Source organism: Pseudomonas sp. H1_D05, assembly GCF_054682705.1.
Genome location: NZ_CP162825.1, coordinates 2561631 through 2585200, shown reverse-complemented (window position 1 = coordinate 2585200; position 23570 = coordinate 2561631). Strand labels below are relative to the sequence as shown.

Sequence of the window (23570 nt, the reverse complement as noted above, 5' to 3'; positions counted from 1 at the left end):
TTGCTTACAACTGCGCTGGACGCTCAACACGACTTTCTCACGCCCCGGGTTTTTCACCGTACCAGCGCGGGGTGTAAACCCAGACGCCGCCGTCACCGCGCGGGAAGGTGCAGGTGGTCGAAGAACCAATCAACACCATGGTGCGCATATCCACTTGCTCGGGGGTTAAGGCGCCGAGTGTCGTGGTGCGCAGGGTCTGGCCCGGACGGCCGATGTCGCGGCCCAACACCACGGGTGTTTGCGGCGTGCGATGCTGCGCGACAATCTCCAGCGCCCGGCCCAGTTGCCACGGACGCGCCCGGGAGATCGGGTTGTAGAACGCCAACGCCAGATCCGCTTCAGCGGCCAGATCCAGACGTTTTTCGATGATCGACCAAGGCTTGAGATTGTCCGACAGCGACATCACGCAGAAGTCATGGCCCAGTGGCGCACCGGCCTGTGCCGCTGTGGCCAGCGAAGCGGAAACACCCGGGAGCATTTCCAGATCGACGCTGTGCCACGCCGGGTCCGTCGACTCGTGCAAGGCTTCGAGCACCGCCGCCGCCATGGCGAACACGCCGGGATCACCCGATGACACGACAATCACCGAGCGCCCCTCGGCGGCCAGCCTGAAGGCGTGACGGGCGCGCTGCATCTCTTCGCGGTTGTCGGTGCAGTGCTGCACTTGATCGTCGCGAAACGGCCCGGCCATGCGTACGTAGGTTTCGTAGCCGAGCACATCGGTGGCGCGGGCCAGTTCGGCTTTGACTGCCGGCACCATCAGTTCGGCAGCGCCGGGGCCGAGGCCGATCACGGCGAGACGGCCGCGTGGCCGGCCAATGCTGGAAACCTCCAAAGGCTGTTCGGCGACCGCGATTGCCATGCCGTGGCTGACCACAACTTTAGCCTCAGGCACTGCGGCACGTGCCAGAGTTTCGATGTCGCTTTGCGCCGCAACGAAGCGCAGCGGCACACCCAGCTCAAGCGCCGCTTCACGCAAAACTGGCGCAGCCATTTGCGTCTCGCTGGCCAACAGACAGGCCAGCGACTGCACGGCGATTTGCGCCTGCTGCAACGCCAGGCGAACGGCATTCGCCAGATCAGCTGTTTCGGCACTCACCGCCAGCGCCACGCTGCGTGGATAGATCAGTAACTCATTGGCACTCGCTTCACGCGCGACACTGCCGACATGAATCGAACGCTGCGCCTGCGGATCTTCCGGCAATTGCGCCTGATCCAGCCACGGCGCCGCGCCTTCGATGCGCACGCTGTGACCGGCCAACAGGTCGGAGACAAAACGCTTGCCCAGTTCCAGATCGCCCAGGGCGTAACCGCTCGGAGGGTTGAGCAGGCACGTGCCAAAACGCAACTCGCCGCTGGTGGTGATCGCGGCTGTGACTTGCAGCCCGGCAGCGATGTCGCGCGCCATGACATTCACTCCGCCGAGGCCACCCAACAGCGGCACCACGGCGCTGCCGTCTTCGGCCACGGCGAGTACCGCAGGCTCGGCGCCCTTTTCCAGCAACAGCGGCGCCAGCGTACGGATGACGATGCCGGCCGCGCACAGGGCAATGATCGGCGTGTCCTGCTGATACAGCGCGCGCAGGGTCGCGCCGAACTCCTGATAGGTGCAATCGGCGCCTTCGACGCGCCCGGCGAGGCCGTGGATCTGCGCTGCCGGATAGACCTGTTGAATGCGCCGCGCGGTGGCCAGGCTACCCTGACCGAGAATGACGATGGCTGGCGTGGATTGAGTCATCAGCCTTGCCACCGTTCGCCCGGCACGATGATCAGCGAGAAGTACGGCGACGACATCGGCTCGACCTGATCCATCGGCACGATTTTCTGATTGGCCATGGTCGCGCGCTCGACATAAAGCGCGCGTTCGGCCAGACCGAGTTCTTCGAGGACCTGACGCACTTTGGGGAAATTGCGCCCCAGCTTCATGATCACCGCCGCGTCGGCATCGGCCAGACGCCGCTTCAACTCTTCATGGGGCAACACGCCCGAGAGCACCGACAGGCTCTGATTGCGATACACCAGCGGCGCGCCGAGCACCGAAGCGCCGCCCAGCATCGAGCACACGCCCGGCACCACTTGGGCTTCATAACGAGTGGCGAGGCGATCGTGCAGGTACATGTAGGAGCCGTAGAAGAACGGATCACCTTCACAAATCACCGCCACATCGCGACCGGCATCCAGGTGTGCGGCGAGCGTCTCGGCGGCTTCGTCGTAGAAATCGCTGATGACCTGCTCATAGGACAGCGGCGCCGGCAGCGCTTCGGTGGTCACCGGGTAGACCAACGGCAACAGGTTCTGCGCCTGTTGCAGATGCGCTTCGATGATGCCGAACGCGTTGCCCTTTTTGCCTTTGGCAACGAAGTACGCCACCACCGGCGATTCGCGCAGCAGGCGCAGGGCTTTGACGGTAATCAGCTCCGGATCCCCCGGGCCGACGCCCAGGCCAAGCAAACGTCCTTTGGCCTGCATCATTCGATCTCCGTGGCGAGGGCATTGACGGCGGCGGCGGCCATGGCGCTGCCACCGAGGCGGCCTTGCATGATCACGAACGGCACGCCACGGCTGTCGGCGGCCAGGGCGGCTTTCGACTCGGCGGCACCGACGAAGCCGACCGGGAAGCCGAGGATCAGCGCCGGTTTCGGTGCGCCGGCGTCAAGCATTTCCAGCAGATAAAACAGTGCGGTCGGCGCGTTGCCGATTACCACTACGCTGCCTTCCAGATGCGGACGCCACAGCTCCAGTGCGGCGGCGGAACGGGTGTTGCCCAGCTCGCGCGCCAACTCCGGCACGCTCTCGTCACGCAAGGTGCAGATCACTTCGTTGTTGGCCGGCAGGCGCGCACGGGTCACACCTTCGGAGACCATCCGCGCATCGCAGAGGATCGGCGCACCGGCGGCGAGCGCATCGCGCCCGGCCTTGCCCGCACCTTCGGAGAACTGCAGACCGTCAATGGCCTCGACCATGCCGCAGGCGTGAATCACCCGCACCGCGAGTTTTTCCAGATCGGCCGGGATGCGCGCCAGATTGGCCTCGCGGCGAATGATCGCGAAGGAGTTGCGATAAATCTCCTGACCATCGCGGATGTAATCAAGCATCAAAGGGGCTCCGAGAGCGGGCGGCGAGCAGGGTCGCGGCCGCTTCAATAGTAAGGTTGCGTGCGTGCAGCGCGCCGAAACCCGGCTGCGTTGCATCGCGAAAATAGAGGTCGTAATGACCGGCACTGACGGCCAGCAACGTCGCCGGGGCACAGTGGGCGGCAGCGCAAGAACGCGTGCAGCCACTGAGGTGGACGTTGAGGGCCGTGGGCAGCAACGTCGCCAGATGGCGGGCGTCCTGCTTGGTGTCGGCCAGGCCTTTGCCGCAGCCACTGGCACCGGTGCAAGCGATCAGGCGTGAGAGGGGCTCGGTAGCGCGGGTCAACAGGTTCAGGTGCTCAAGGCCTTCCAGCACCTGAGCCGCATCACTTGCTTTGACGTCCGGCACCAGCAGGCTTTGCCAAGGCGTAAAACGCAGGCTGCCATTGCCGAACTGGCGGGCCAGTTGCGCAGCCCCGCGCAGCATCGCCGGATCGAGACGGCCCAGCGCCGGCACCGCACCGATATACACCTGACCCGCAGTGTTTTGCGGATGAACACCGATGTGCAGATCGTCCGCCTCGGCGGTGCGCTGCCAATCGCTGATCGGCTTGATCGGCAAACGTGCGCTCAGTTGTTGCAGAAACGCCGGCATCGGCAATTCATCGAGCAAATGACGCATGCGCGTCTGCTCGGGACGCGCCAACGCCAGGAACAACTCCAGCACCGCCACCACCAACGCATGGCCGTGCTCCAGCGCCACCGCGCCGACCGCGCGATCCGTCGGGCATCCGGCCAGGCCGAACGCCAGCCAGGTTTTGCCGTCACGCGCGAACGCCGATAACCACAGGTCATGGGGATGTTCGAGCATCGCCAGCGCTTCACCGCCATCCAGTTGCACAGCGAATTTGGCGCTCAGCTCGTGGAACTGTGGATGGCTTTGCAAGGTGTCGAGGATCTGCCCGGCGAGTCTGCGCGTGTCGATCTGCATCTGCCGATCAATGCCAGCAGCGGGGCTGAGCATCAGGTTGCGCACATCGTCACCGGCCGCCGTGCGCGGGCCAAGGCCGGCGGCGAGCAGACGCTCGATCAGCGCTGCGGATTGCTCACCGATCCCGCGAATCTGCAGATTGGCACGGTTGGTCGCCTCGATCGCCGCGCCGAACTGTTCGGCAGCATCGGCCACCGCGTCGGCCTGATCGGCGCTGATCGAACCGCCATTGAGCTTGATCCGGCAGATGCCGCCGTCCAGTGCCTGGACGATACGCAGCAACCCCGGGCAGGCCGAGGGGCGTAAGGCGGTGGACATCGGGCGTTCGTTCAAGGGGCTGACCGGCTGCGTGGGAAAGGCGCTTCGCGGGCGAAGGCGCGGTATTATGCCTGCTTTGTCCGCTGGCATGAAAAGACTGCCCGTCGGAACGGCGTGTTTAGAGGAATATAGATGTCACCCTGGCTGACGGTAGTGGGAATCGGTGAAGACGGCTTCAAGGGCTTGGGCAAAAACGCCCGGCGTGCCCTGCTGGGCGCCTCGCGGATCGTCGGAGGCCAGCGTCAACTGGATTTGCTGCCGGTGTGTATTCGCGGCGAACGCCAGTTGTGGCCGAGCCCGTTCTCCCTCGCACCGGTGCTGGAACAGCGTGGCGAAGCAGTTTGCGTATTGGCCAGCGGTGACCCGATGTTCTACGGCGTCGGTGCCAGCCTCGCCCGCCAGCTGCCAAGCGAAGAGATGCTGATCCTGCCCGCCCCGTCGTCCTGCGCGCTGGCCGCCGCCCGTCTCGGCTGGCCATTGCAGGAGGTGGTGACGCTGTCGCTGGTGGCCCGACCGCTGGCGGCGCTCAATGCGCAATTGTTCAGCGGCGTGCGCCTGTTGTTGCTGAGCAACGATGGCCAGAGCCCGGCAGCGGTCGCGCAATTGCTCGGCGAGCGCGGCTTCGGTTCGAGTCGCATGAGCGTGCTTGAGCATCTTGGCGGTGACGCCGAACGGCGCATCGACAGCACCGCCAATGCCTGGAATGCCGCGTCCGTGGCCGACCTCAATGTCATCGCCATCGAATGTCTGGCCGACGCACAGGCCCCGCGCCTTTCGCGTCTCGCCGGACTGCCGGATTCGGCCTTCCAGCATGACGGCCAGTTGACCAAACGCGACGTGCGCGCCATCACCCTCGCCCGCCTCGCCCCGACCCCCGGCGAATTGCTTTGGGATGTCGGCGCCGGCAGCGGCTCGATCGGTATCGAGTGGATGCGTACGCACCCGAGTTGCCGCGCCTTGGCCATCGAAGCCGATGATGGCCGTCAGCAATTGATCGAGTACAACCGCGATGCGCTGGGGGTGCCTGGTCTGCAATTGATTCGCGGCAAGGCGCCGCAGGCATTGGCCGGGCTAGAACGCCCGGATGCAATTTTCATTGGCGGCGGCGTCACCCGTGAGGGCGTCTTCGAAACCTGTTGGGAACAGCTGAAGCCCGGTGGCCGTCTGGTCGCCAACGCAGTGACGCTGCAAAGCGAAGTGGCCCTGATGAACTGGCGCGAGCGCTTCGGCGGCGAACTGACGCGTATCCATGTCGCCCAAGCGCAGCCGCTCGGCGAGTTCGACACCTGGCGCCAGGCGCTGCCGATCACCCTGCTCGATCTGGTCAAACCCCTCGATGCGTGACGAAACCGCCGAACAACCCGCGCCCCTGCGCAGCGGCCTGACCACCGGCAGCTGCGCCACCGCGACCAGCCTGGCCGCCGCGCGCCTGTTGCTCAGCGGACTGGCGGCCGATGCGGTGCAGATCGTCTTGCCCAAAGGCAAACAGGTGCAGATGCGTCTGGAGTTCTGCCGCTTGACCGATGATGGCGCCGAGGCCGGCACGATCAAGGATGCTGGCGACGACCCCGACGTGACTCACGGCGCGTTGCTCTATTCGCGCGTGCGGCTGCTGAGTGAACCGGGGATTCGTTTCAATGCCGGCGCCGGCGTGGGCACCGTAACGCGGCCGGGACTGGTGCTGGGTGTCGGCGAGCCGGCAATCAACCCGGTGCCACGCAAGATGATCAGTGATCACCTGACACTGCTTGCCACCGAAACCGGTTATGCCGGCGGCTTCGACGTCACGGTCAACGTCGAGGGCGGCGAAGCGCTGGCGCTGAAAACCATGAATCCACGGCTGGGCATTCTTGGCGGTTTGTCGATCCTCGGCACCAGCGGCATCGTCCGGCCATTTTCCTGCGCGGCTTACATCGCCTCGATCCATCAAGGCATCGATGTGGCGAAAACCAATGGTTATCTGCACATCGCCGCGTGCACCGGCAATGCCAGCGAAGACACCATGCGCCGGGTCTACAACCTGCCGGAAATCGCCCTGATCGAAATGGGCGACTTCGTCGGCGCGGTGCTCAAGCATCTGCGCAAAGTGCCTGTGGATAAACTCAGCCTGTGCGGCGGCTTCGGCAAGATCAGCAAACTGGCGGCCGGACACATGGATCTGCACTCGCGGCATTCAAGTATCGACTTGCCGCAACTGGCTGAGTGGGCCGCGGCGATTGGTGCCGAAGAGGCGTTGCAGCAAAGCATTCGTGAGGCCAATACCAGCCAGCAGGCATTGGCCATGGCCAGTGCGGCGGGGATCGCCCTCGGTGATGAGATCTGCCGCCATGCGTTGAATTTCGCCCGCAGCGTGGTGCCGCCGCAGGTGCAGGTCGAGGTATTTGCGATTGATCGTCAGGGCGGCATTGTCGGGCATGCCGGAGGTTTTGCATGAAGCGGATTTTGCTGCTCGGCGGCGTCACTGAGGCACTGGCGATTGCCCGCACGCTTGGGCCAGAACATATCTACAGCCTCGCCGGTGTTGGCCGGGTGCCGACGGATCTGACCTGTCAGGTGCGCGTCGGTGGTTACGGTGGCGCTGAGGGTCTGGCGCAATTCATTCGTGACGAAGGCATCGAACTGTTGCTCGACGCCACGCATCCCTATGCCGCACAGATCAGCCAGAACGCCGCGACCGCCGCGCGACTGACCGACATCCCCTGCTGGGCGCTGCGCCGTCCGGCCTGGCAGCCGCAGCCCGGTGATGACTGGCGCGAAGTCAGCGACTGGGCCGAGTTGATCACTGCCCTCAAGCCGTTTCGCCGACCGCTGTTCACCCTCGGCCGCGAACCGCTGCAGCACCTCAATGAAATCCCTCAGGACCAGTTCTGGACTCTGCGCGCCCTCGACGTCTACCCGGGCAATGAACGCTGCGAAGTGATCGGTGCGCGTGGGCCGTTTCTGCTTGAAGATGAGCGAGCGCTGTTTGAGCGGCGGCAGATCGATGTGTTGATCAGCAAGAACAGCGGCAGCACCGCCACCGAGCCGAAGCTGGAAGTGGCGCGCGAGCGTGGGCTGCCGGTGATTGTGTTGAAGCGACCGGGGTTGCCGGGGGTTGATCGGGAGTTTGCCTCGGTCGACGCAATCCTCATGGCCCTTGCGCCCCTTAACCTTATCTAAAAACAAGCGCAGTTCTCACGGACGCCTTCGCGGGCAAGTCGAATCGTCGCACCGCCGCTTCCACAAGGTTCGCGACGTACACAGACTACGTGTTCGCCACCGACCACTGTGGGAGCGAGCCTGCTCGCGAAGACGTCGGCAAAGTCTGCACATCATTGCCTGACCCACCGCTTTCGCGAGCAGGCTCGCTCCCACAATGTCACGGGCTCGGCCGGATATCTGACCTGAATCCTACAAACGCAACGGACACTGCCCACAACAACTTAACGAATCACTGACTATCGGCAGTCAGCGTCCACCTCTACGCTCAACGTCTTTGACTCCAAGGGCGCACACATCCAATGTCAGAAGAATTCGCCCGTTTTGACGCCGTCGAGTACCTCAAGACTCCCGAGGATATGGCGGCATATCTGGATGCCTGTTTTGACGACGATGAAGGCGATGGCGTTCTGATTCGTGCAGCACTCAATGACATCGCCCGAGCTCAAGGCATGACACAAGTGGCGCGGGATGCAGGTTTGGGTCGCGAAAGTCTTTATAAAGCGCTCAGTAGCACTGGCAATCCCGAATTCGCAACTATCATGAAAGTCATGAAGGCTCTGGGTTTGCGATTGCATGCCGTAACACTGTGAAGGCGCTGCGACACCAAACCGCACGACGCTTTTTTACTTATCGGCCCTGATCAGGCTAAATAGCCGCGCCTGATCGCCCACCCAATGGATCTGTCCCATGAACCGACACCGGCTAGCAATTGCCTGGATCGCCTGCTTTGCAGTGCTGTTCAACATGCTCGCCATGCCGATGACGGGAGCGATGGCGCAGGCGGCCAATTCACCGGCCGAACAGTTGCTCTGGAGCAGTTTCTGCACCGGCAGCGGGACGAAGATGGTTGCGATCAACATCGGCACCACCGATCAAAAGGCCCCGAGCAACGACAATCATTCGAACATGCAGCATTGCTGGTGTTGCTCAGGCTCGGCGCCACTGGTGGCGTTGCCGGGGCATTCGCCGCAGCTGTATTTCGCCCGCTACGAAAGCAACCGCAGCGTGGCGCCAGCCTCTCTGCAAACACCCACGCCGCGCCAGCAATGGCCGAGTCTCAATCCCCGCGCTTCCCCTCTGGTTTGATTTGTTCGCGCAATTGACCTGCGTTTCAAATCGTTCTGGAGAACTGCCATGTTGAACAAACTCATCATCGTCGCTGCGCTGCTGTTGCCGGCGTGCTTTGCCCATGCTCACGAATACAAAGTTGGGGAACTTGAGATCGCCCATCCGTGGTCGCAAGAGTTGCCGCCGAATGCACCGACAGTCGCCGCCTATTTCATCATTCACAACGCTGGCAAGACTGACGATCGTTTGCTCAGCGTCGATTCGCCCATCGCTCCGGAAGCGCAACTGCACGAACACGTCATGCAGGGCGATCTGATGAAGATGCAACAAGTGCCGAGCGTGGCCATTCCGGCCGGCGGCAACGTGACGTTTGCGCCAATGGCCTATCACGTGATGCTGCTCAACCCGAAAGACCGCAGCCTGCTCAGCGACGGCAAGCGCTTCCCGCTGACGCTGCATTTCGACAAGGCCGGTGACGTCACCGTCGAAGTCTCGGTGCAGAAGAAACCGCCGGAAACCACACAGGCCCACGCGCACGCCCAGTAAGCCTTCCGGCAGACTCCGCCCATGCGCCCGCTGAGCGCCAGGCCCTCCCGACAACGCCGTCAGACTCAACACCTGACTCGCGGCAGCTGGATCGCCCTGTTCGCCATGTTGATGATTTTCATCGGCCCACTGATTTCTCAGTCGATGCCGATGGATCAGCACGCCTCGACATCGATGCCGATGAGCATGGACATGTCGATGGACATGCCGGGCATGGATCACGCGGGCCATGATGCAAAACCGAGCGCCGAACACTGCCCACCGCAATCCTCGCACCACGTGCTGTGGGAAAAGTGCGGCTACTGCAGCCTGCTGTTCAACTGCCCGGCGCTGACTGGGGGCGGTGATTTCGTCGCCTTCAACATCCCGCCGCTGAACACCTTCACCCCGCCCTCCCCGCGCCTGGGCCACGCCCGGCAACCCTTCTTCCCCGGCGCCCGCACCCGCGCCCCGCCCATCGCAGCGTAAACACGCACCTTTGATTGCACACGGTTGAGAAGACAGCTTCAGGCTGCCGGCCGTGTCGTTTACGACTGTTTGATGGAAATTGTCATGTCCAGGTTTGCTGCTGTTCCACGCTCGGGCGTTGCCCCGGCGTCCTTCGCTCTGAACGAATCGCGGGTTCGTTTCAGGCACGCTACCGCCGTCCTTTGCGGCGTCCTGCTGTCACCGCTGGTACTGGCCGATGATCACGCCGGCCACCAGGAAGAACTGAGCCCTACGGTGATTACCGCGATCGCCCCGAGCTCACCGCTGACCATCTTCACCAACCCCAAAGACCCGCGCCAACCGGTGCCGGCCAGTGATGGCGGCGATTATCTGAAGACCATTCCGGGCTTTGCGCTGGTGCGCAATGGCGGCACCAACGGCGATCCGGTGCTGCGCGGCATGTTCGGTTCGCGCCTGAACATCCTCACCAACGGCAGCATGATGCTCGGCGCCTGCCCCGGCCGAATGGACGCGCCGACTTCGTATATCTCGCCGGAAACCTACGACAAACTCACCGTGATCAAAGGCCCGCAAACGGTGCTTTACGGCCCCGGCGCGTCGGCGGGTACGGTGCTGTTCGATCGTGAGCCAGAGAGCTTCGGCGAACTCGGCACCCGCGTGAACGCAAGCATTCTGGCCGGCTCCCACGGACGTTTTGACAAGGTTGTCGACGCCGCTGCCGGCGGCCCGTTGGGCTACGTGCGCGTGATCGGCAACACCGCGCATTCCGACGATTACCGCGATGGCAACAACGACATCGTCGCCTCACGCTACGACAAGTGGAACGGCGACATCGCAGTAGGCTGGACCCCGGACGCCGACACCCTGATCGAGCTCACCGCCGGCAAGGGCGACGGCGAAGCGCGCTATGCCGGACGCGGCATGGACGGCTCGCAATTCCTGCGCGAAAGCCTCGGCCTGCGTTTCGAAAAATCCAACATCACTGACGTGCTGGAGAAACTCGAAGCGCAGGTCTACTACAACTACGCCGACCACGTGATGGACAACTACACCCTGCGCACGCCGTCCGGCACCGGGATGATGGCGGGCCCAATGGCGTCCAATGTCGACCGCCGCACCCTCGGCGCGCGGATCAAAGCCACCTGGCGCTGGGCTGATATTCAGCTGATCACCGGCCTCGACGCGCAGACCAACGAACACCGCCAGCGCAGCGGCATGGGCATCGATACCTACAAGGATCAGCCGTACAGCAAGGACGCCGATTTCCATAACTATGGCGTGTTCAGCGAAATGACCTGGTACGCCGCCGACCGTGATCGGCTGATCAGCGGCGCCCGCGTCGACCGCGCTTCAGCCAAGGATTACCGGCAAACCACCGGCTCGGGAATGATGTCCCGCCCCAACCCGACCGCCGACGATACCCGCGCCGACACCCTGCCCAGCGGGTTCATCCGCTACGAGCATGACCTCGCCGACAGTCCGACCACGCTCTATGCGGGCCTCGGTCACGCGCAACGCTTCCCGGATTACTGGGAGCTGTTTTCGCCCAAATCCGGCCCGGCAGGATCGGTCAACGCGTTCGATTCGATCAAACCGGAAAAGACCACTCAGTTCGACTTTGGCGTGAACTACAAGAGCGCCGAACTTGAAGCCTGGGCCTCGGGTTATATCGGCGTGGTGCGCGATTACATCCTCTTTGATTACACCCCGGGAATGATGGGCATGAGCACCTCGCGCGCCGAGAACATTGACGCGCGAATCATGGGCGGTGAACTCGGTGCCGCGTACAGACTCACCGACCACTGGAAAGCCGATGCGACCCTGGCCTACGCCTGGGGCAAGAACAGCAGTGACGGCAAGGCTCTGCCACAGATGCCGCCGCTGGATGCACGCTTCGGTCTGACCTATAGCGAAGACAACTGGAGCGCCGGTGCACTTTGGAGGGTGGTTGCCGCGCAAAATCGTATCGATCAGAACAAGGGCAACGTGGTCGGCAAGGATTACGACAAGAGTTCGGGCTTCGGCGTGTTCTCACTCAACGGTGCCTACCGGATCAACAAGAACTGGAAGGTCAGCAGCGGCGTCGACAACCTGTTCGGCAAGGCTTACGCCGAACACCTGAACCTGGCGGGCAACGCCGGATTCGGCTACCCGGCCAATGACCCGCAAGCGATCAATGAGCCGGGGCGCACGCTCTGGACCAAGGTCGACATGAGTTTCTAACAGCATCGCCAGCAGGCTGGCTCCCACTGTAGGAGTGAGCCTGCTCGCGATCGGTTGCGCAGCAACCGCCAATGACAACTAGAAGATCCAAGCCAAGCGGAGCACACGTGATGAAACAGCCCAAACCGAATTTCTACAACCTGGCCTGGCGTTGGCATTTTTACGCCGGTCTTTTCGTCGCCCCGTTCATGGTGATGCTGGCCCTGACCGGCATCATTTATCTGTTCAAACCGCAGCTCGATTCGGTGATGTACAGCAGCCTGCTCAATGTCCCCGCCGGCCATCACACTGTCCCGGCCGATGACCTGCTGCAGCGGGTGAAAAGCGCTTATCCACAAGGCCAGGTCACCCAATACCTGCCACCGGTCAACGCCGAGCGCAGCGCACAGTTTGTGGTGAAGAACGCCGGCCACGAACTCAACGTATTCGTCGATCCATACCACGGTGACATCCTTGGCGAGCAGGATGCCAAGCAGAATCTGCAAGCCATCGCCCGCGCCATCCACGGTGAGTTGATGATCGGCACCGTCGGTGACCGCCTCATCGAAATGGCCGCCGGCTGGGGCGTGGTGCTAGTGGTGTCGGGACTTTTCCTGTGGTGGCCACGTGGTCAGGCCGCGGGCATTCTGTGGCCACGGCTGAACAGTCGCGGCCGCGTGCTGTGGCGTGATCTGCACGCGGTCACCGGGTTCTGGGGCGCCACACTGTTGCTGGTAATGTTGCTCAGTGGCATGACCTGGACCGGTTTCTGGGGCAAGCAATACGCCCAGGTGTGGAACGTCTTTCCAGCGGCGATGTGGGACAACGTGCCGACCTCCGATGTCGAGGCGCGCAGCCTTAACAGCGCCACCCGCCAGACCGTGCCATGGGCGATGGAAAACACGCCGATGCCAATGTCCGGCGACCACGCCGAACACATGAACCACGGCGCCAGCAACGCCGGCCCCGCAGCACCCGCCATCCGCCTGCAAGACGTGCAAAACATTGCAACCCAACGCAAGGTCGAGCCGGGCTACAGCATCACCCTGCCGACCACCGCCACCGGTGTGTTCACCATCGCTGTGTTCGCCGATGACCCGCGCAACGATGCGACCCTGCATGTCGATCAGTACACCGGCAAGGTCCTCGCCGATGTGCGTTTCGAACATTACGGCACTGTGGCACGGGCCACGGAAATCGGCGTGATGCTCCACGAAGGCAAGATGTTCGGCACCTTCAACCAGATCGTCGTGCTGCTGATCTGCCTGATGATTCTGCTCAGTGCCGTCAGTGGTGTGGTGATCTGGTGGAAGCGTAGGCCACAGGGCAAATTCGGCGTACCGCCGCTGCGTCATGACTTGCCGAAATGGAAAACCGGCGTGGTAATCATGTTGGCGCTGGCGGTGGTGTTCCCGTTGGTGGGGGCTTCGCTGGTGGTCGTCTGGTTGCTGGATCGATTGCTGCTATCGCTCATTGACCGGCAACCTGAGTCTGCCTCGACGTAAATCCGACTCAATGTGGAGTGGCCGCCGACGGCGGCACACTCCTGCCGTGTAGCCACTGGATCGAACGTTACAACTCGTCCCTGACTCGCGCACCACCCTCCGTTACAGGCTGCTGGCGACGCACTCTCCAGCCGGCGCCCATTCGTCCGGTCTGACGCCAGTAATGCCCGGCGAGCAGCACCCTGAATTCACCCAGCTCCATGAGTTGTGAAACAAACTCGCCCGGACTCAGCCGGCTGACCCAGCGCCCCGCTTCGAAATCCACAGGCCGGGCCAGCAGCAAATCCCTCTCGGCCTGCGAGTAAACGGGTGTGTACCTGATCAACACGTGGTTCGGCGTTGAGTAGTAATAATCCTCAATGTCGAAACCCTGGTTCTTCAGTTCATGCGTATGCGCATGCACACGCGCAGGCGAAGCGAAATTTGCTCTGACATCATCAGTGTCCGGTGCGAGCGTGGTATTGCCCGACAGATGGAACTGGTGGCTGGCCACGAGTGTGTAGCCATTGGGGTAACGCGCCGCCGGATTGCGCCAACTGATCGTCGGATCACTCGACGAGCGAAATATCCGCAGGACAGGGTCCTCGGCATGGGCAGACCAGACTATTGGCTCGAGCGGGACAAATCGACTGCTGGCCGACCGCGCCAGGATCGCGCCTTCGTAGCCGGTTTCACTGTGACCGGAATCGTCCGTGCGTTGTTGCGCATAGCGGGCGGCATCGTCAGGGTGATGAAAAATCGGTCCCAGCGCCGGCACCGGGTTATCTCGCCATCGCTGCTCGTTGGAAGTATCGGCCATACGCGGTTGCCAATGCTCATCCACTTGACCCTGCCGCGACCAGTAGTCGCTGGTTTCTATCACGTCGAGCCGGCCGGCCTTGGCCATCCGGTGCACGTAGTCTGTAAATCTGAATCGGCCACTGGCAATGTCACGTTCATCGATCGCTGCCTGTTCACGCGATACAAACGCATTGGGGCGCAACTCAACCTGCCCGAAAGCGTCGTAGAACACGCCGGGTTCAAACGCATGCAATTGCAGCTTCAACAACGCGTCATCGGCACAGGAGATATAGATCGGTCTGTACCCCCGCGGCGTACTGGCCTGTCGGCAGGCTTGCTGAACATCGTTGGGAAGTACAAAGACATTTCGCATATCGTCAGGCCGTGCGCCGAGCGGAGGCAGCGCTGCGCGCAGATAAATCGAATCCTGCTCAAACCCTGAAGGCAGTCTTGCCTGTTCGAATACTCGATCCACAGCCAGGCCAGAGCGTTGCACTTCAACGGGCAGGCTGGCGAGGAACAAGCCATCCCGAGAGCGCAGTATGAATCCGAACGTCTGGGTGTCCCTGCTCACCGAGACTTCATGAACATACCGGGCAACAGCATCTGCTTGAACGAACACTGGGCTGCAAAGTGGTGCGCTCGCGGCTCTGGTGTAATCCATTAGAGGCTGCAGATCAGCAAAGAAAGGAACCCAGCGACTGATCTGGCGGGGCAAACCCCAGATTTCACTGCCGATGACAATTTGCAAGTAACCGGCCTTTGCCAAGGCGTCGACCCATTCACTCGGTTTCAGCTTGGCGCTACGTATGTTCTGTTTTATCGCATCGCCATCAAGGGACGCAGGAAGCGTTTTGTAATCCGTCAGAGCTGCCAAGAGATCTGCGCGCAGACGATCCCATATTCCTGGCTGATAGCGGATCAACGAACCGTCGGGGCCGAACAGGTATTCATCCCATGCCACTCTTGGTAGCCGCTGGAAGGATGAGTACACGGTGTCGACGGACAGCATGTTCAGATAGATCTGCTTCTCAATACGAGAAAAAATGACCGACAGCTCCCTGGCCACTCTGGATCGATAACGCGCCGTGATAATACAGCCATCAGGAAATACCCCGGCGCCCTTGCTTTCATCCGGAAAAATCTCGGTGATGTCGAAATCCTCCCGCGACACCTTGATGGGCGCAGAGGCTACGTAAAGGCCGTCGGGGCGTTTCAGAATGACGCCGCCAAAAGGTTTGTCCGTGACCAGCGGCAAGCTCGATCTGGCAAACGCTGCGGCATCGTCAGCACTCTGAAAAACCGGGCCGAGCCAGCGCCGCTGCAGATTCGCGTAGGGCTGCCACGTTGGCCTGACCATTCCTGACCGATCCCAGCACGCGCTTGTTCGCAACACCGAGAGTTCGCCGCTTTCAGCGACCGTATGGACGAAATCCGTCGGCAGCCACTCGCCGGACGCGAGCCCTCGCTTGATCGAGTCGAGTGTTGTCTCAGACGTGTCGTCATGGAACAACTTGCTTGCCTGACTCCTCGCATACTTGAGCAGAGCACCGTCCCGAGTGGCAAGATAAAACGCGGCGGGGCTTGAAGCGATTACAGGCCGACGGCGACCGTAGTACATGGCTGTTGTCAGGATGTCTGGCGAAACAAAATACTGCGCCAGCCAGTCTTCAGGGCTGCTCGAAGATGCTTCTACTTTCTGATGCGCATAAAAGCTCCCATACATGTCGAAGCCTTCCGGGTATTGATGCCACGGCGCCGACCGTCGAGAGGCGAACACCAACGCCTGCCGAAAAAGATTGCTGTCTTGACCGCTGACTGGAAACAGTTCCGTGCCGATGTATTCCTCCCGATCCTTGTGCTTGAGGATGAATCCGAACCAGGCACGGTTCTCATCGTGCAAACGCCTGTCGCCAGCAAACAGATACTGTGCCGCATCGTCCGCCGAAGAACAGACAGGACCGTACATGACGAACTCAGGCCGCTTCCATGGCAAAGGCCGAGGAGAAGATGGCCGGGGCGAAGACGACGAAGGATACGGGGGCAGCGACGGCTGAGGCAGGGACGGCGTAGGGAGTGCAGGTATGGGTGACGTCGGTTCTGCGGAGGTTGACCCGGCGGATTCTGACATGCTCCAGCCCGGTAATATTTGGCCGCGATGGCCCCACAACTCGTTGTCCGTCAGGTTGAACAGCCAGCCGGCGGCGGCCTGCTCCCTGATGAAGTCTTGCGGTCGCTTGCTGCCCTTGTCCAGACCTAGAGCCAATGGACCGGGATGCACGCGTGTTCCCAGGCGTCGCGCCAGATCCTTCGAAGCCGGGGTTGCGTAAGGTGCAAACCTGACCAGACTGTTCATGGCAGCAGAGCAATACAGAACGGTGTTATCGAGCAATACCTGCCGCACCTCTTCTACACTCAACATTTGCAGGCTTAGTAACGCCTCCTGGAGCGTCCACTTCCGGGAACTGATATTGACCGGCTCAAGCTGCGTGAGCGCGACGTGGGAGACATATCGGGCATGCACCACGTGGTCGTCAGGGAAAACCGGACGCCCTCGATTATCCCGAGGATAAAGTCGCCCCTGGTCCAGCACATCGATATCCCCTTCCAACGGCTCGGTGACCACAAAGCGTGTGTCGCTGCGCTGAAATACATAGCCTGCGTACTGGCGGTCACGGCGAATGCCGACTTGTTCGTGGGCATACCGAACGGCGTCATCGGCGGATAAAAACGCCTGACTCAATGGCGGCCAAGGGAAGTTCGCGAAGGGTATCCATTCCAGGCCCACCCTCCCCAAACGTGCCCAGAGCGCGCTGCCCCGCAACACCTCAAGCCGGCCCGCCAGTATCAGCATCGAGACAAATTCCCGTGGCGACAATGCTCCAGTCAGCAACCTGGATTGCACCCCGGCGTCGGTGATCGACCCGTCGGAATGCTCGACGCTCAGTGCCGCTTCTATCTCGCTGCCACTGAAGCTGTACTTCAACATGGACGCATCGTTGGCCTGCATGTACAGCGACAAAGGTCGACCGGCCACAGCCAATTGCTGACTCCTCTTGTGACACGAAATGGCCAGAGCAATGTCCTGTGGCGTGAAGAAATTCTCGTAGAGCCACGGCTGAGCAGGAGTGAGCCGCGAAGGGTCAGGACGGGAGGCGTAGTAAAAACCTTCCAGCCTATAGCCTTCAGGCAACCGTAATTGACCGTCATCACCCGCCGCAAAGATCTTCGCTGGATCCCATGACGCGAGCCCGAACGGGCGTGCATGGGTCGCGACATACTCATTGCCAGCAGTCTTCTTCAGCAGTAACCCCGAGTCCTGTGCACCTCTTGATTTCAGTGCAGCGAGTACCGCCCGCTCGACAGTGGAGCAAATGCGGGTCATCAAAGGTAATTCGGTCACCCTGCCCGTTGAAAAACCCTGGCCTGGTTGCCAGTCCGGCGGTACGACACCCACCGAATGCCCCCAGTCTGCACTTGAAACGAGGACTTTCAGTTCACCGACAGATGCAAGCTTATTGATGATGCTCATCACGTCACGAGTCCACGGCTCACGCCCTGGTCGTGCACCTGCCTCGTGCCAACGGTAGTAATCGAGTTCCGCTTTCGAACCACTGGGCGAATACTTGAGCAATGTTCCATCGGGGCCGGAGAGGTATGAACTACGAAAATAGGCGCGCCCATCCACATCCCCCATGAAATCGCTACTGGAGAAGAAGTTGATGAAGAGTCGCAGGTTCATTTCATCCAGTTCTGGATAGGCCTCACCTACGACATCGTGAAGAGCGGCATGGCTGTGAATGTTTGCAGCAAACCGATACCCCTTGGGCGGCTCCAGCTCTCCCAGCACATCGAAGTCGATGATGGTGCTCAAATCAAAGGTGGTGGCCTCTCCGGGTATCGGTGAAGTGGCCACGAATTTCCCATCCGGCCGCAGCAAAATCACGCTGCCATATTCCATTTCCGCCTTGGGCGGTATGCGCGTATGAACCCAATACGCAGCATCCTCCTCTGACAGAAACGGCGGACTCAGGGGAGGTAGCCTGGATTTTCGGGACTCGGTTGCGGCACGTCTGGATCGGACTGAACTATTACTCATGATAGAAACCTGCGAAGAACAATCGGGATAACGATCAAATGAGTGTGTTGCTGCACGCGCCGTGAGCCGAGGTACATGTTTATCGTTTATGTATCTTCATCTTCCCGCTCAGTAGTGCGCCCCAATCTGGCGCGCCCGGACGCACCAGCGCCCGTCAGATGTCCTCTACTGGTGCGCGCCCCCACCTTACAACCGCTCTGACACGACATTTTCCTGCCCGATCCCGACCGGGCACAGCCCTTGCAAAACACACCTTCAGTCGTCCGCATCTGCCAACCAGAAAAATTAAATGTTCATGGAGATCGCACAATGAAGCGTCGCAGTTTGATCAAGGCTTTCACACTCACGGCATCCATTGCCGCGATGGGCATGACCTGGACTGTCCAGGCCGCCGAGACCATCAAGGTGGGGATTCTGCATTCGTTGTCCGGCACCATGGCGATCTCCGAAACGTCGCTCAAAGACATGGCGCTGATGACCATCGACGAAATCAACGCCAAGGGCGGTGTGAACGGCAAGATGCTTGAGCCAGTGGTGGTTGACCCTGCATCCAACTGGCCGCTGTTCGCCGAAAAGGGCCGACAGTTGCTGACCCAGGACAAGGTCGCCGTGGTGTTCGGCTGCTGGACTTCGGTGTCGCGTAAATCGGTGTTGCCGGTGTTCGAAGAGCTCAACGGCCTGCTGTTCTACCCGGTGCAATACGAAGGCGAAGAGATGTCGCCGAACGTCTTCTACACCGGCGCCGCGCCGAACCAGCAAGCGATCCCGGCGGTTGAATATTTGATGAGCGAAGAAGGCGGCAGCGCCAAGCGCTACTTCCTGCTCGGCACCGACTACGTCTACCCGCGCACCACCAACAAGATCCTGCGCTCGTTCCTGCACTCCAAAGGCGTGGCCGACAAGGACATCGAAGAGGTCTACACGCCGTTCGGTCACAGCGACTATCAAACCATCGTCGCCAACATCAAAAAATTCTCCGCCGGTGGCAAGACTGCGGTCATCTCGACGGTCAACGGCGACTCCAACGTGCCGTTCTATAAAGAACTGGCCAACCAGGGTCTGAAAGCTACTGACGTGCCGGTTGTAGCGTTCTCGGTCGGTGAAGAAGAACTGCGCGGCATCGACACCAAACCACTGGTGGGCAACCTCGCGGCGTGGAACTACTTCGAGTCCGTAGAGAATCCGGTGAACAAGAAGTTCGTCGATGACTGGAAGGCTTACGCGAAGAAACACAACCTGCCGGGTGCCGACAAAGCCGTGACCAACGACCCGATGGAAGCCACTTACGTCGGCATCCACATGTGGGCGCAGGCGGTCGAGAAAGCCAAATCCACTGACGTCGACAAAGTCCGCGAAGCCCTCGCCGGCCAGACTTTCGCCGCGCCGTCCGGCTACACGCTGACCATGGACAAGACCAACCACCATTTGCACAAACCGGTGATGATCGGCGAGATCCAGAGCGACGGTCAGTTCAACGTCGTGTGGCAGACCGAAGGACCGATCCGCGCGCAACCGTGGAGCCCGTTCATTCAGGGCAACGACAAGAAGCCGGATTATGCGGTGAAGAGCAACTGAGGCGGATTCAGTTTTTGAGGTGGGCTTTAGATTTCCCCCCTCACCCCAGCCCTCTCCCTCAGGGAGAGGGGGAAAGGGAGCCGATCTTCATGCTTTTCAAAGCCTGAGTTCGACTCGAATTCGCAGGTCGCAGCACATCGTCCAAACACCTCGGTCAGTCCCCTCTCCCTCCGGGAGAGGGTTAGGGTGAGGGGGCGGTTGAACAGGACACCACTAATGCCCACTGCCATATTCCGCTTGTTTCTGGCCATCGCACTGCTGTTGCCGATGACTGCCTTTGCTGGCGATGCCGAAGACTTCGTCGCGGCCAATCCCGTGCAACAAGCCAAACTGTTGGAAACCTGGGCCGCGCAGCCCGATCCGGCCCGTATCGAATTGATCAACGCCCTGCAACAAGGCGAACTGACCATCGATGGCCAGCCAAAAACCCTGCGCCTGAACAATCGCCTGCGAGGTCTGATCGACACCGCCATGGCCAGCCACCAATTGCTCGCCGCCGACGCCAAAATCCGTCTGACTGCCGCGCAGCAATTGCAGAAAAGCGCGAAACCCGCGCAGCTGAAATTCCTCGACCAGCAACTCGCTGGCGAAAAAGACGAAAGCGTCCATGCCGCTCTGAGCCTGGCGCTGGCCAATCTGCAACTGGTCGATAGCGACCCGGCGGTGCGCCTCGCCGCCGTACGCCTGCTCGGCGAAACCGGCGACCCACTGGCGCGAACACGCCTTGAAGGTTTGCTTGAACCCGGCGTCGAGAGCGATGCCGGCGTACGCACCGCCGCCGAAACCAGCCTCGCGCAAGTCAAACGCAAACTGCTGATCGGCGAGATCCTCGGCCAGGCGTTCAGCGGCATGTCGCTCGGCTCAATCCTGCTGTTGGCCGCACTCGGTCTGGCGATCACGTTCGGCCTGCTCGGCGTGATCAACATGGCCCACGGCGAAATGCTGATGCTCGGCGCCTACTCGACGTACGTGGTGCAGTTGATGTTCCAGCGCTACGCACCGCAAGCCATCGAGTTCTACCCGCTAATCGCCCTGCCGGTAGCGTTTTTTGTCACGGCGGCAATCGGCATGGCCCTGGAGCGCACGGTAATTCGCCACCTCTACGGCCGGCCACTGGAAACCCTGCTCGCCACCTGGGGCATCAGCCTGATGCTGATTCAGCTTGTGCGTTTGTTGTTCGGCGCGCAGAACGTTGAAGTCGCCAACCCGGCGTGGCTGTCCGGTGGCATTCAAGTGCTGCCGAATCTGGTGCTGCCGTACAACCGCATCGTCATCATTGCGTTCGCACTGTTCGTCGTCGTGCTGACCTGGCTGCTGCTGAACAAGACCCGCCTCGGCCTCAACGTTCGCGCCGTCACCCAGAACCGCAACATGGCCGCCTGCTGCGGCGTGCCGACCGGGCGCGTCGATATGCTCGCCTTCGGCCTCGGTTCGGGCATCGCCGGCCTCGGCGGCGTAGCGCTGAGCCAGATCGGCAACGTCGGCCCGGACCTCGGCCAGAGCTACATCATTGACTCGTTCCTGGTGGTGGTGCTCGGCGGCGTCGGCCAGTTGGCCGGTAGCGTGTTCGCGGCGTTCGGCCTCGGTATCGCCAACAAGATTCTCGAACCGCAGATCGGTGCGGTGCTCGGCAAGATCCTGATCCTCGCGCTGATCATTCTGTTTATCCAGAAACGTCCGCAAGGCCTCTTCGCACTGAAAGGACGGGTGATCGACTGATGAACCAGCCTCTGTTAGTCACGGCCACACAAAAGGCCGGACCGAAAGTCACGATCGCGGTCGGCACGGTGATCCTCGCCCTGCTGATTGCCTTGCCGCTGCTGTCGTTGTTGCCGGCGGAAAATGCTCTGTCGGTCTCGGCGTACACGCTGACGCTGGTCGGCAAAATCCTCTGCTACGCCATCGTCGCGTTAGCGCTGGATCTGGTTTGGGGTTACGCCGGGTTGCTGTCGCTGGGCCACGGTCTGTTCTTCGCCCTCGGCGGTTATGCGATGGGCATGTACCTGATGCGTCAGGCCGCCGGTGATGGTCTGCCGGCGTTCATGACCTTTCTGTCGTGGAGCGAACTGCCGTGGTACTGGACCGGCACCAGCAACTTCCTCTGGGCGATGTGTCTGGTGGTGCTGGCGCCGGGATTGCTGGCGCTGGTGTTCGGTTTCTTCGCCTTCCGTTCGCGAATCAAGGGCGTGTATTTCTCGATCATGACCCAGGCCCTGACCTTCGCCGGCATGCTCCTGTTTTTCCGCAACGAGACCGGGTTTGGCGGTAACAACGGCTTCACCAATTTCCGCACGATTCTCGGTTTCGGCATCACCGAACCGGGCACCCGTGCAGTGTTGTTTCTGGCCACGGTGTTGCTGCTGGTGGCGAGCCTGTTCATCGGCTGGCGCCTGGCGCAGAGCAAATTCGGCCGGGTGCTGACCGCATTGCGCGATGCAGAAAACCGCTTGATGTTCTGCGGCTACGATCCGCGCGGTTTCAAGTTGTTCGTGTGGGTGTTGAGTGCGGTGTTGTGTGGCCTGGCCGGGGCGTTGTATGTGCCGCAAGTCGGGATCATCAATCCGAGCGAAATGTCGCCGACCAACTCCATCGAAGCGGCCGTGTGGGTGGCTCTCGGGGGTCGCGGCACGCTGATCGGCCCGCTGCTCGGCGCCGGTGTGGTCAACGGCATGAAGAGCTGGTTCACCGTAGCGTTCCCGGAATACTGGCTGTTCTTCCTCGGCGCGTTGTTCATCGTCGTGACGCTGTACTTGCCCAAAGGCGTGATCGGTCTGCTGAAGAAACGAGGTGAACAATGAGAGTCACGGCGAGCGCTGAATTCATGTTGGAACCGGCCTTTTTTCCCGTCGAACCGAACAAGGACGAGGGCACCAGTCGCGACTCGATCGGCCTCGGCCAGCGCGTCGGCCCGGGTCTGGATACCCGTCACGGCACGATCCTGACCCTGGAAGACATCAGCGTCAGCTTCGATGGCTTTCGCGCACTGAACAATCTGAATCTGTACATCGGCGTCGGTGAGTTGCGCTGCATCATCGGCCCCAACGGCGCGGGCAAGACCACGCTGATGGACGTGATCACCGGCAAGACTCGCCCCAGTCACGGCAAGGCCTGGTTCGGTGAAACCCTCGACCTGACGCAGATGAGCGAAGTGCAAATCGCTCAGGCCGGCATCGGCCGCAAGTTCCAGAAGCCGACCGTTTTCGAGGCGCTGAGCGTATTTGAAAACCTGGAACTGGCGCAGAAGACCGACAAGTCGGTGTGGGCCAGTCTGCGTGCGCGCCTCAGTGGCGAGCAGAAGGACCGGATCAGCGAAGTGCTGGAGACGATTCGCCTGACCACCTCGGTCAATCGCCCGGCCGGATTGCTCTCTCATGGTCAGAAGCAGTTTCTCGAGATCGGCATGTTGCTGATGCAGGACCCGCAATTGCTCCTGCTCGATGAGCCGGTGGCGGGCATGACCGATGCAGAAACCGAGTTCACCGCTGAACTGTTCAAGTCGCTGGCGGGCAAGCATTCGCTGATGGTGGTGGAGCATGACATGGGCTTTGTCGGCTCGATTGCCGATCACGTCACCGTGCTGCATCAGGGCAGCGTGTTGGCGGAAGGTTCGCTGGAACAGGTGCAGGAAAACGAGCGCGTGATCGAGGTCTACCTCGGCCGCTAAGGTTTGCGAATACAAAACCTGTGGGAGCGAGCCTGCTCGCGAAAGCGGTGCATCAGGCGATGAAGATGTTGAATGTCAGTCCGCATTCGCGAGCAGG

18 protein-coding genes are annotated in these 23570 nt (G+C 61.3%); 13 read left to right on the top strand and 5 right to left on the bottom strand.

The annotated features are described in order from the left end of the window. Positions 1–37 precede the first annotated feature (37 nt). Genes cobJ through cobG form a run of 4 tightly spaced genes read right to left on the bottom strand, consistent with a single transcriptional unit; the run spans position 38 to position 4383 of the window. Complete coding sequence (gene cobJ / locus AB4O11_RS11620) at positions 38–1738, bottom strand: precorrin-3B C(17)-methyltransferase (RefSeq protein WP_460130697.1); 1701 nt, start codon at positions 1736–1738, stop codon at positions 38–40. Continuing rightward, positions 1738–2472: a precorrin-2 C(20)-methyltransferase gene (locus tag AB4O11_RS11615; protein WP_371857758.1), complete on the bottom strand. Its 735-nt coding sequence runs from the start codon at positions 2470–2472 to the stop codon at positions 1738–1740. The genes cobJ and AB4O11_RS11615 overlap by 1 nt, the downstream gene beginning before the upstream one ends. Next, the gene (locus AB4O11_RS11610) at positions 2469–3095 is read right to left on the bottom strand and encodes a precorrin-8X methylmutase (RefSeq protein ID WP_093430238.1); all 627 of its coding nucleotides are present in this window, start codon (positions 3093–3095) and stop codon (positions 2469–2471) included. The genes AB4O11_RS11615 and AB4O11_RS11610 overlap by 4 nt, the downstream gene beginning before the upstream one ends. Next, positions 3088–4383 carry a precorrin-3B synthase gene (cobG, locus tag AB4O11_RS11605; protein ID WP_460089714.1) on the bottom strand — a complete coding sequence of 432 codons (1296 nt, stop codon included), beginning with the start codon at positions 4381–4383 and terminating at the stop codon, positions 3088–3090. Before cobG ends, AB4O11_RS11610 begins: the two co-directional genes overlap by 8 nt. 132 nt (positions 4384–4515) lie before the next feature. Between cobG and cbiE the strand changes: the two genes are divergently transcribed. The 9 genes from cbiE to AB4O11_RS11560 all read left to right on the top strand — a co-directional run bounded on the left by cbiE (position 4516) and on the right by AB4O11_RS11560 (position 13355). Next, on the top strand, positions 4516–5727 hold the full coding sequence (cbiE, locus tag AB4O11_RS11600; protein ID WP_460089712.1) for a precorrin-6y C5,15-methyltransferase (decarboxylating) subunit CbiE: 1212 nt from the start codon (positions 4516–4518) through the stop codon (positions 5725–5727). Further along, positions 5720–6817 carry a cobalt-precorrin-5B (C(1))-methyltransferase gene (locus AB4O11_RS11595; protein WP_460130695.1) on the top strand — a complete coding sequence of 366 codons (1098 nt, stop codon included), beginning with the start codon at positions 5720–5722 and terminating at the stop codon, positions 6815–6817. The genes cbiE and AB4O11_RS11595 overlap by 8 nt, the downstream gene beginning before the upstream one ends. Next, positions 6814–7542 (top strand): cobalt-precorrin-6A reductase, encoded by a 729-nt coding sequence (locus AB4O11_RS11590; protein ID WP_460130694.1) that lies wholly within the window; start codon positions 6814–6816, stop codon positions 7540–7542. The genes AB4O11_RS11595 and AB4O11_RS11590 overlap by 4 nt, the downstream gene beginning before the upstream one ends. Before the next feature lie 341 nt (positions 7543–7883). Then, a complete protein-coding gene (locus tag AB4O11_RS11585; RefSeq protein ID WP_186620962.1) occupies positions 7884–8174 on the top strand; it encodes an addiction module antidote protein in 291 nt (96 codons plus the stop codon). 97 nt (positions 8175–8271) lie between these two features. Beyond that, positions 8272–8670 (top strand): DUF2946 domain-containing protein, encoded by a 399-nt coding sequence (locus AB4O11_RS11580; RefSeq protein WP_122599673.1) that lies wholly within the window; start codon positions 8272–8274, stop codon positions 8668–8670. Positions 8671–8718: 48 nt separating this feature from the next. Next, entirely contained in the window at positions 8719–9198 is a 480-nt protein-coding gene (locus tag AB4O11_RS11575) for a copper chaperone PCu(A)C (protein WP_460089706.1), read from the top strand. Between the two features lie 21 nt (positions 9199–9219). Next, positions 9220–9666 (top strand): DUF2946 domain-containing protein, encoded by a 447-nt coding sequence (locus AB4O11_RS11570; RefSeq protein ID WP_460130693.1) that lies wholly within the window; start codon positions 9220–9222, stop codon positions 9664–9666. 84 nt (positions 9667–9750) lie between these two features. Continuing rightward, positions 9751–11871: a TonB-dependent copper receptor gene (locus AB4O11_RS11565; protein WP_460130692.1), complete on the top strand. Its 2121-nt coding sequence runs from the start codon at positions 9751–9753 to the stop codon at positions 11869–11871. A 110-nt stretch (positions 11872–11981) separates the two neighbouring features. Beyond that, positions 11982–13355, top strand: coding sequence for a PepSY-associated TM helix domain-containing protein (locus AB4O11_RS11560; RefSeq protein ID WP_460130691.1), 1374 nt, complete (start codon positions 11982–11984; stop codon positions 13353–13355). A gap of 67 nt (positions 13356–13422) precedes the next feature. On the opposite strand, the gene AB4O11_RS11555 is transcribed toward AB4O11_RS11560, so the two are convergent. Beyond that, positions 13423–18096: a DUF4329 domain-containing protein gene (locus AB4O11_RS11555; RefSeq protein WP_460130689.1), complete on the bottom strand. Its 4674-nt coding sequence runs from the start codon at positions 18094–18096 to the stop codon at positions 13423–13425. Positions 18097–18543: 447 nt separating this feature from the next. Between AB4O11_RS11555 and urtA the strand changes: the two genes are divergently transcribed. From urtA to urtD, 4 genes are all read left to right on the top strand, one after another. Then, complete coding sequence (gene urtA / locus AB4O11_RS11550; protein ID WP_095047339.1) at positions 18544–19809, top strand: urea ABC transporter substrate-binding protein; 1266 nt, start codon at positions 18544–18546, stop codon at positions 19807–19809. A 216-nt stretch (positions 19810–20025) separates the two neighbouring features. After that, entirely contained in the window at positions 20026–21528 is a 1503-nt protein-coding gene (gene urtB, locus AB4O11_RS11545) for an urea ABC transporter permease subunit UrtB (protein WP_460130688.1), read from the top strand. Continuing rightward, the gene (gene urtC, locus AB4O11_RS11540; protein ID WP_427120573.1) at positions 21528–22607 is read left to right on the top strand and encodes an urea ABC transporter permease subunit UrtC; all 1080 of its coding nucleotides are present in this window, start codon (positions 21528–21530) and stop codon (positions 22605–22607) included. The genes urtB and urtC overlap by 1 nt, the downstream gene beginning before the upstream one ends. Then, entirely contained in the window at positions 22604–23473 is an 870-nt protein-coding gene (urtD, locus tag AB4O11_RS11535) for an urea ABC transporter ATP-binding protein UrtD (RefSeq protein ID WP_093430222.1), read from the top strand. Before urtC ends, urtD begins: the two co-directional genes overlap by 4 nt. Positions 23474–23570 lie beyond the last annotated feature (97 nt).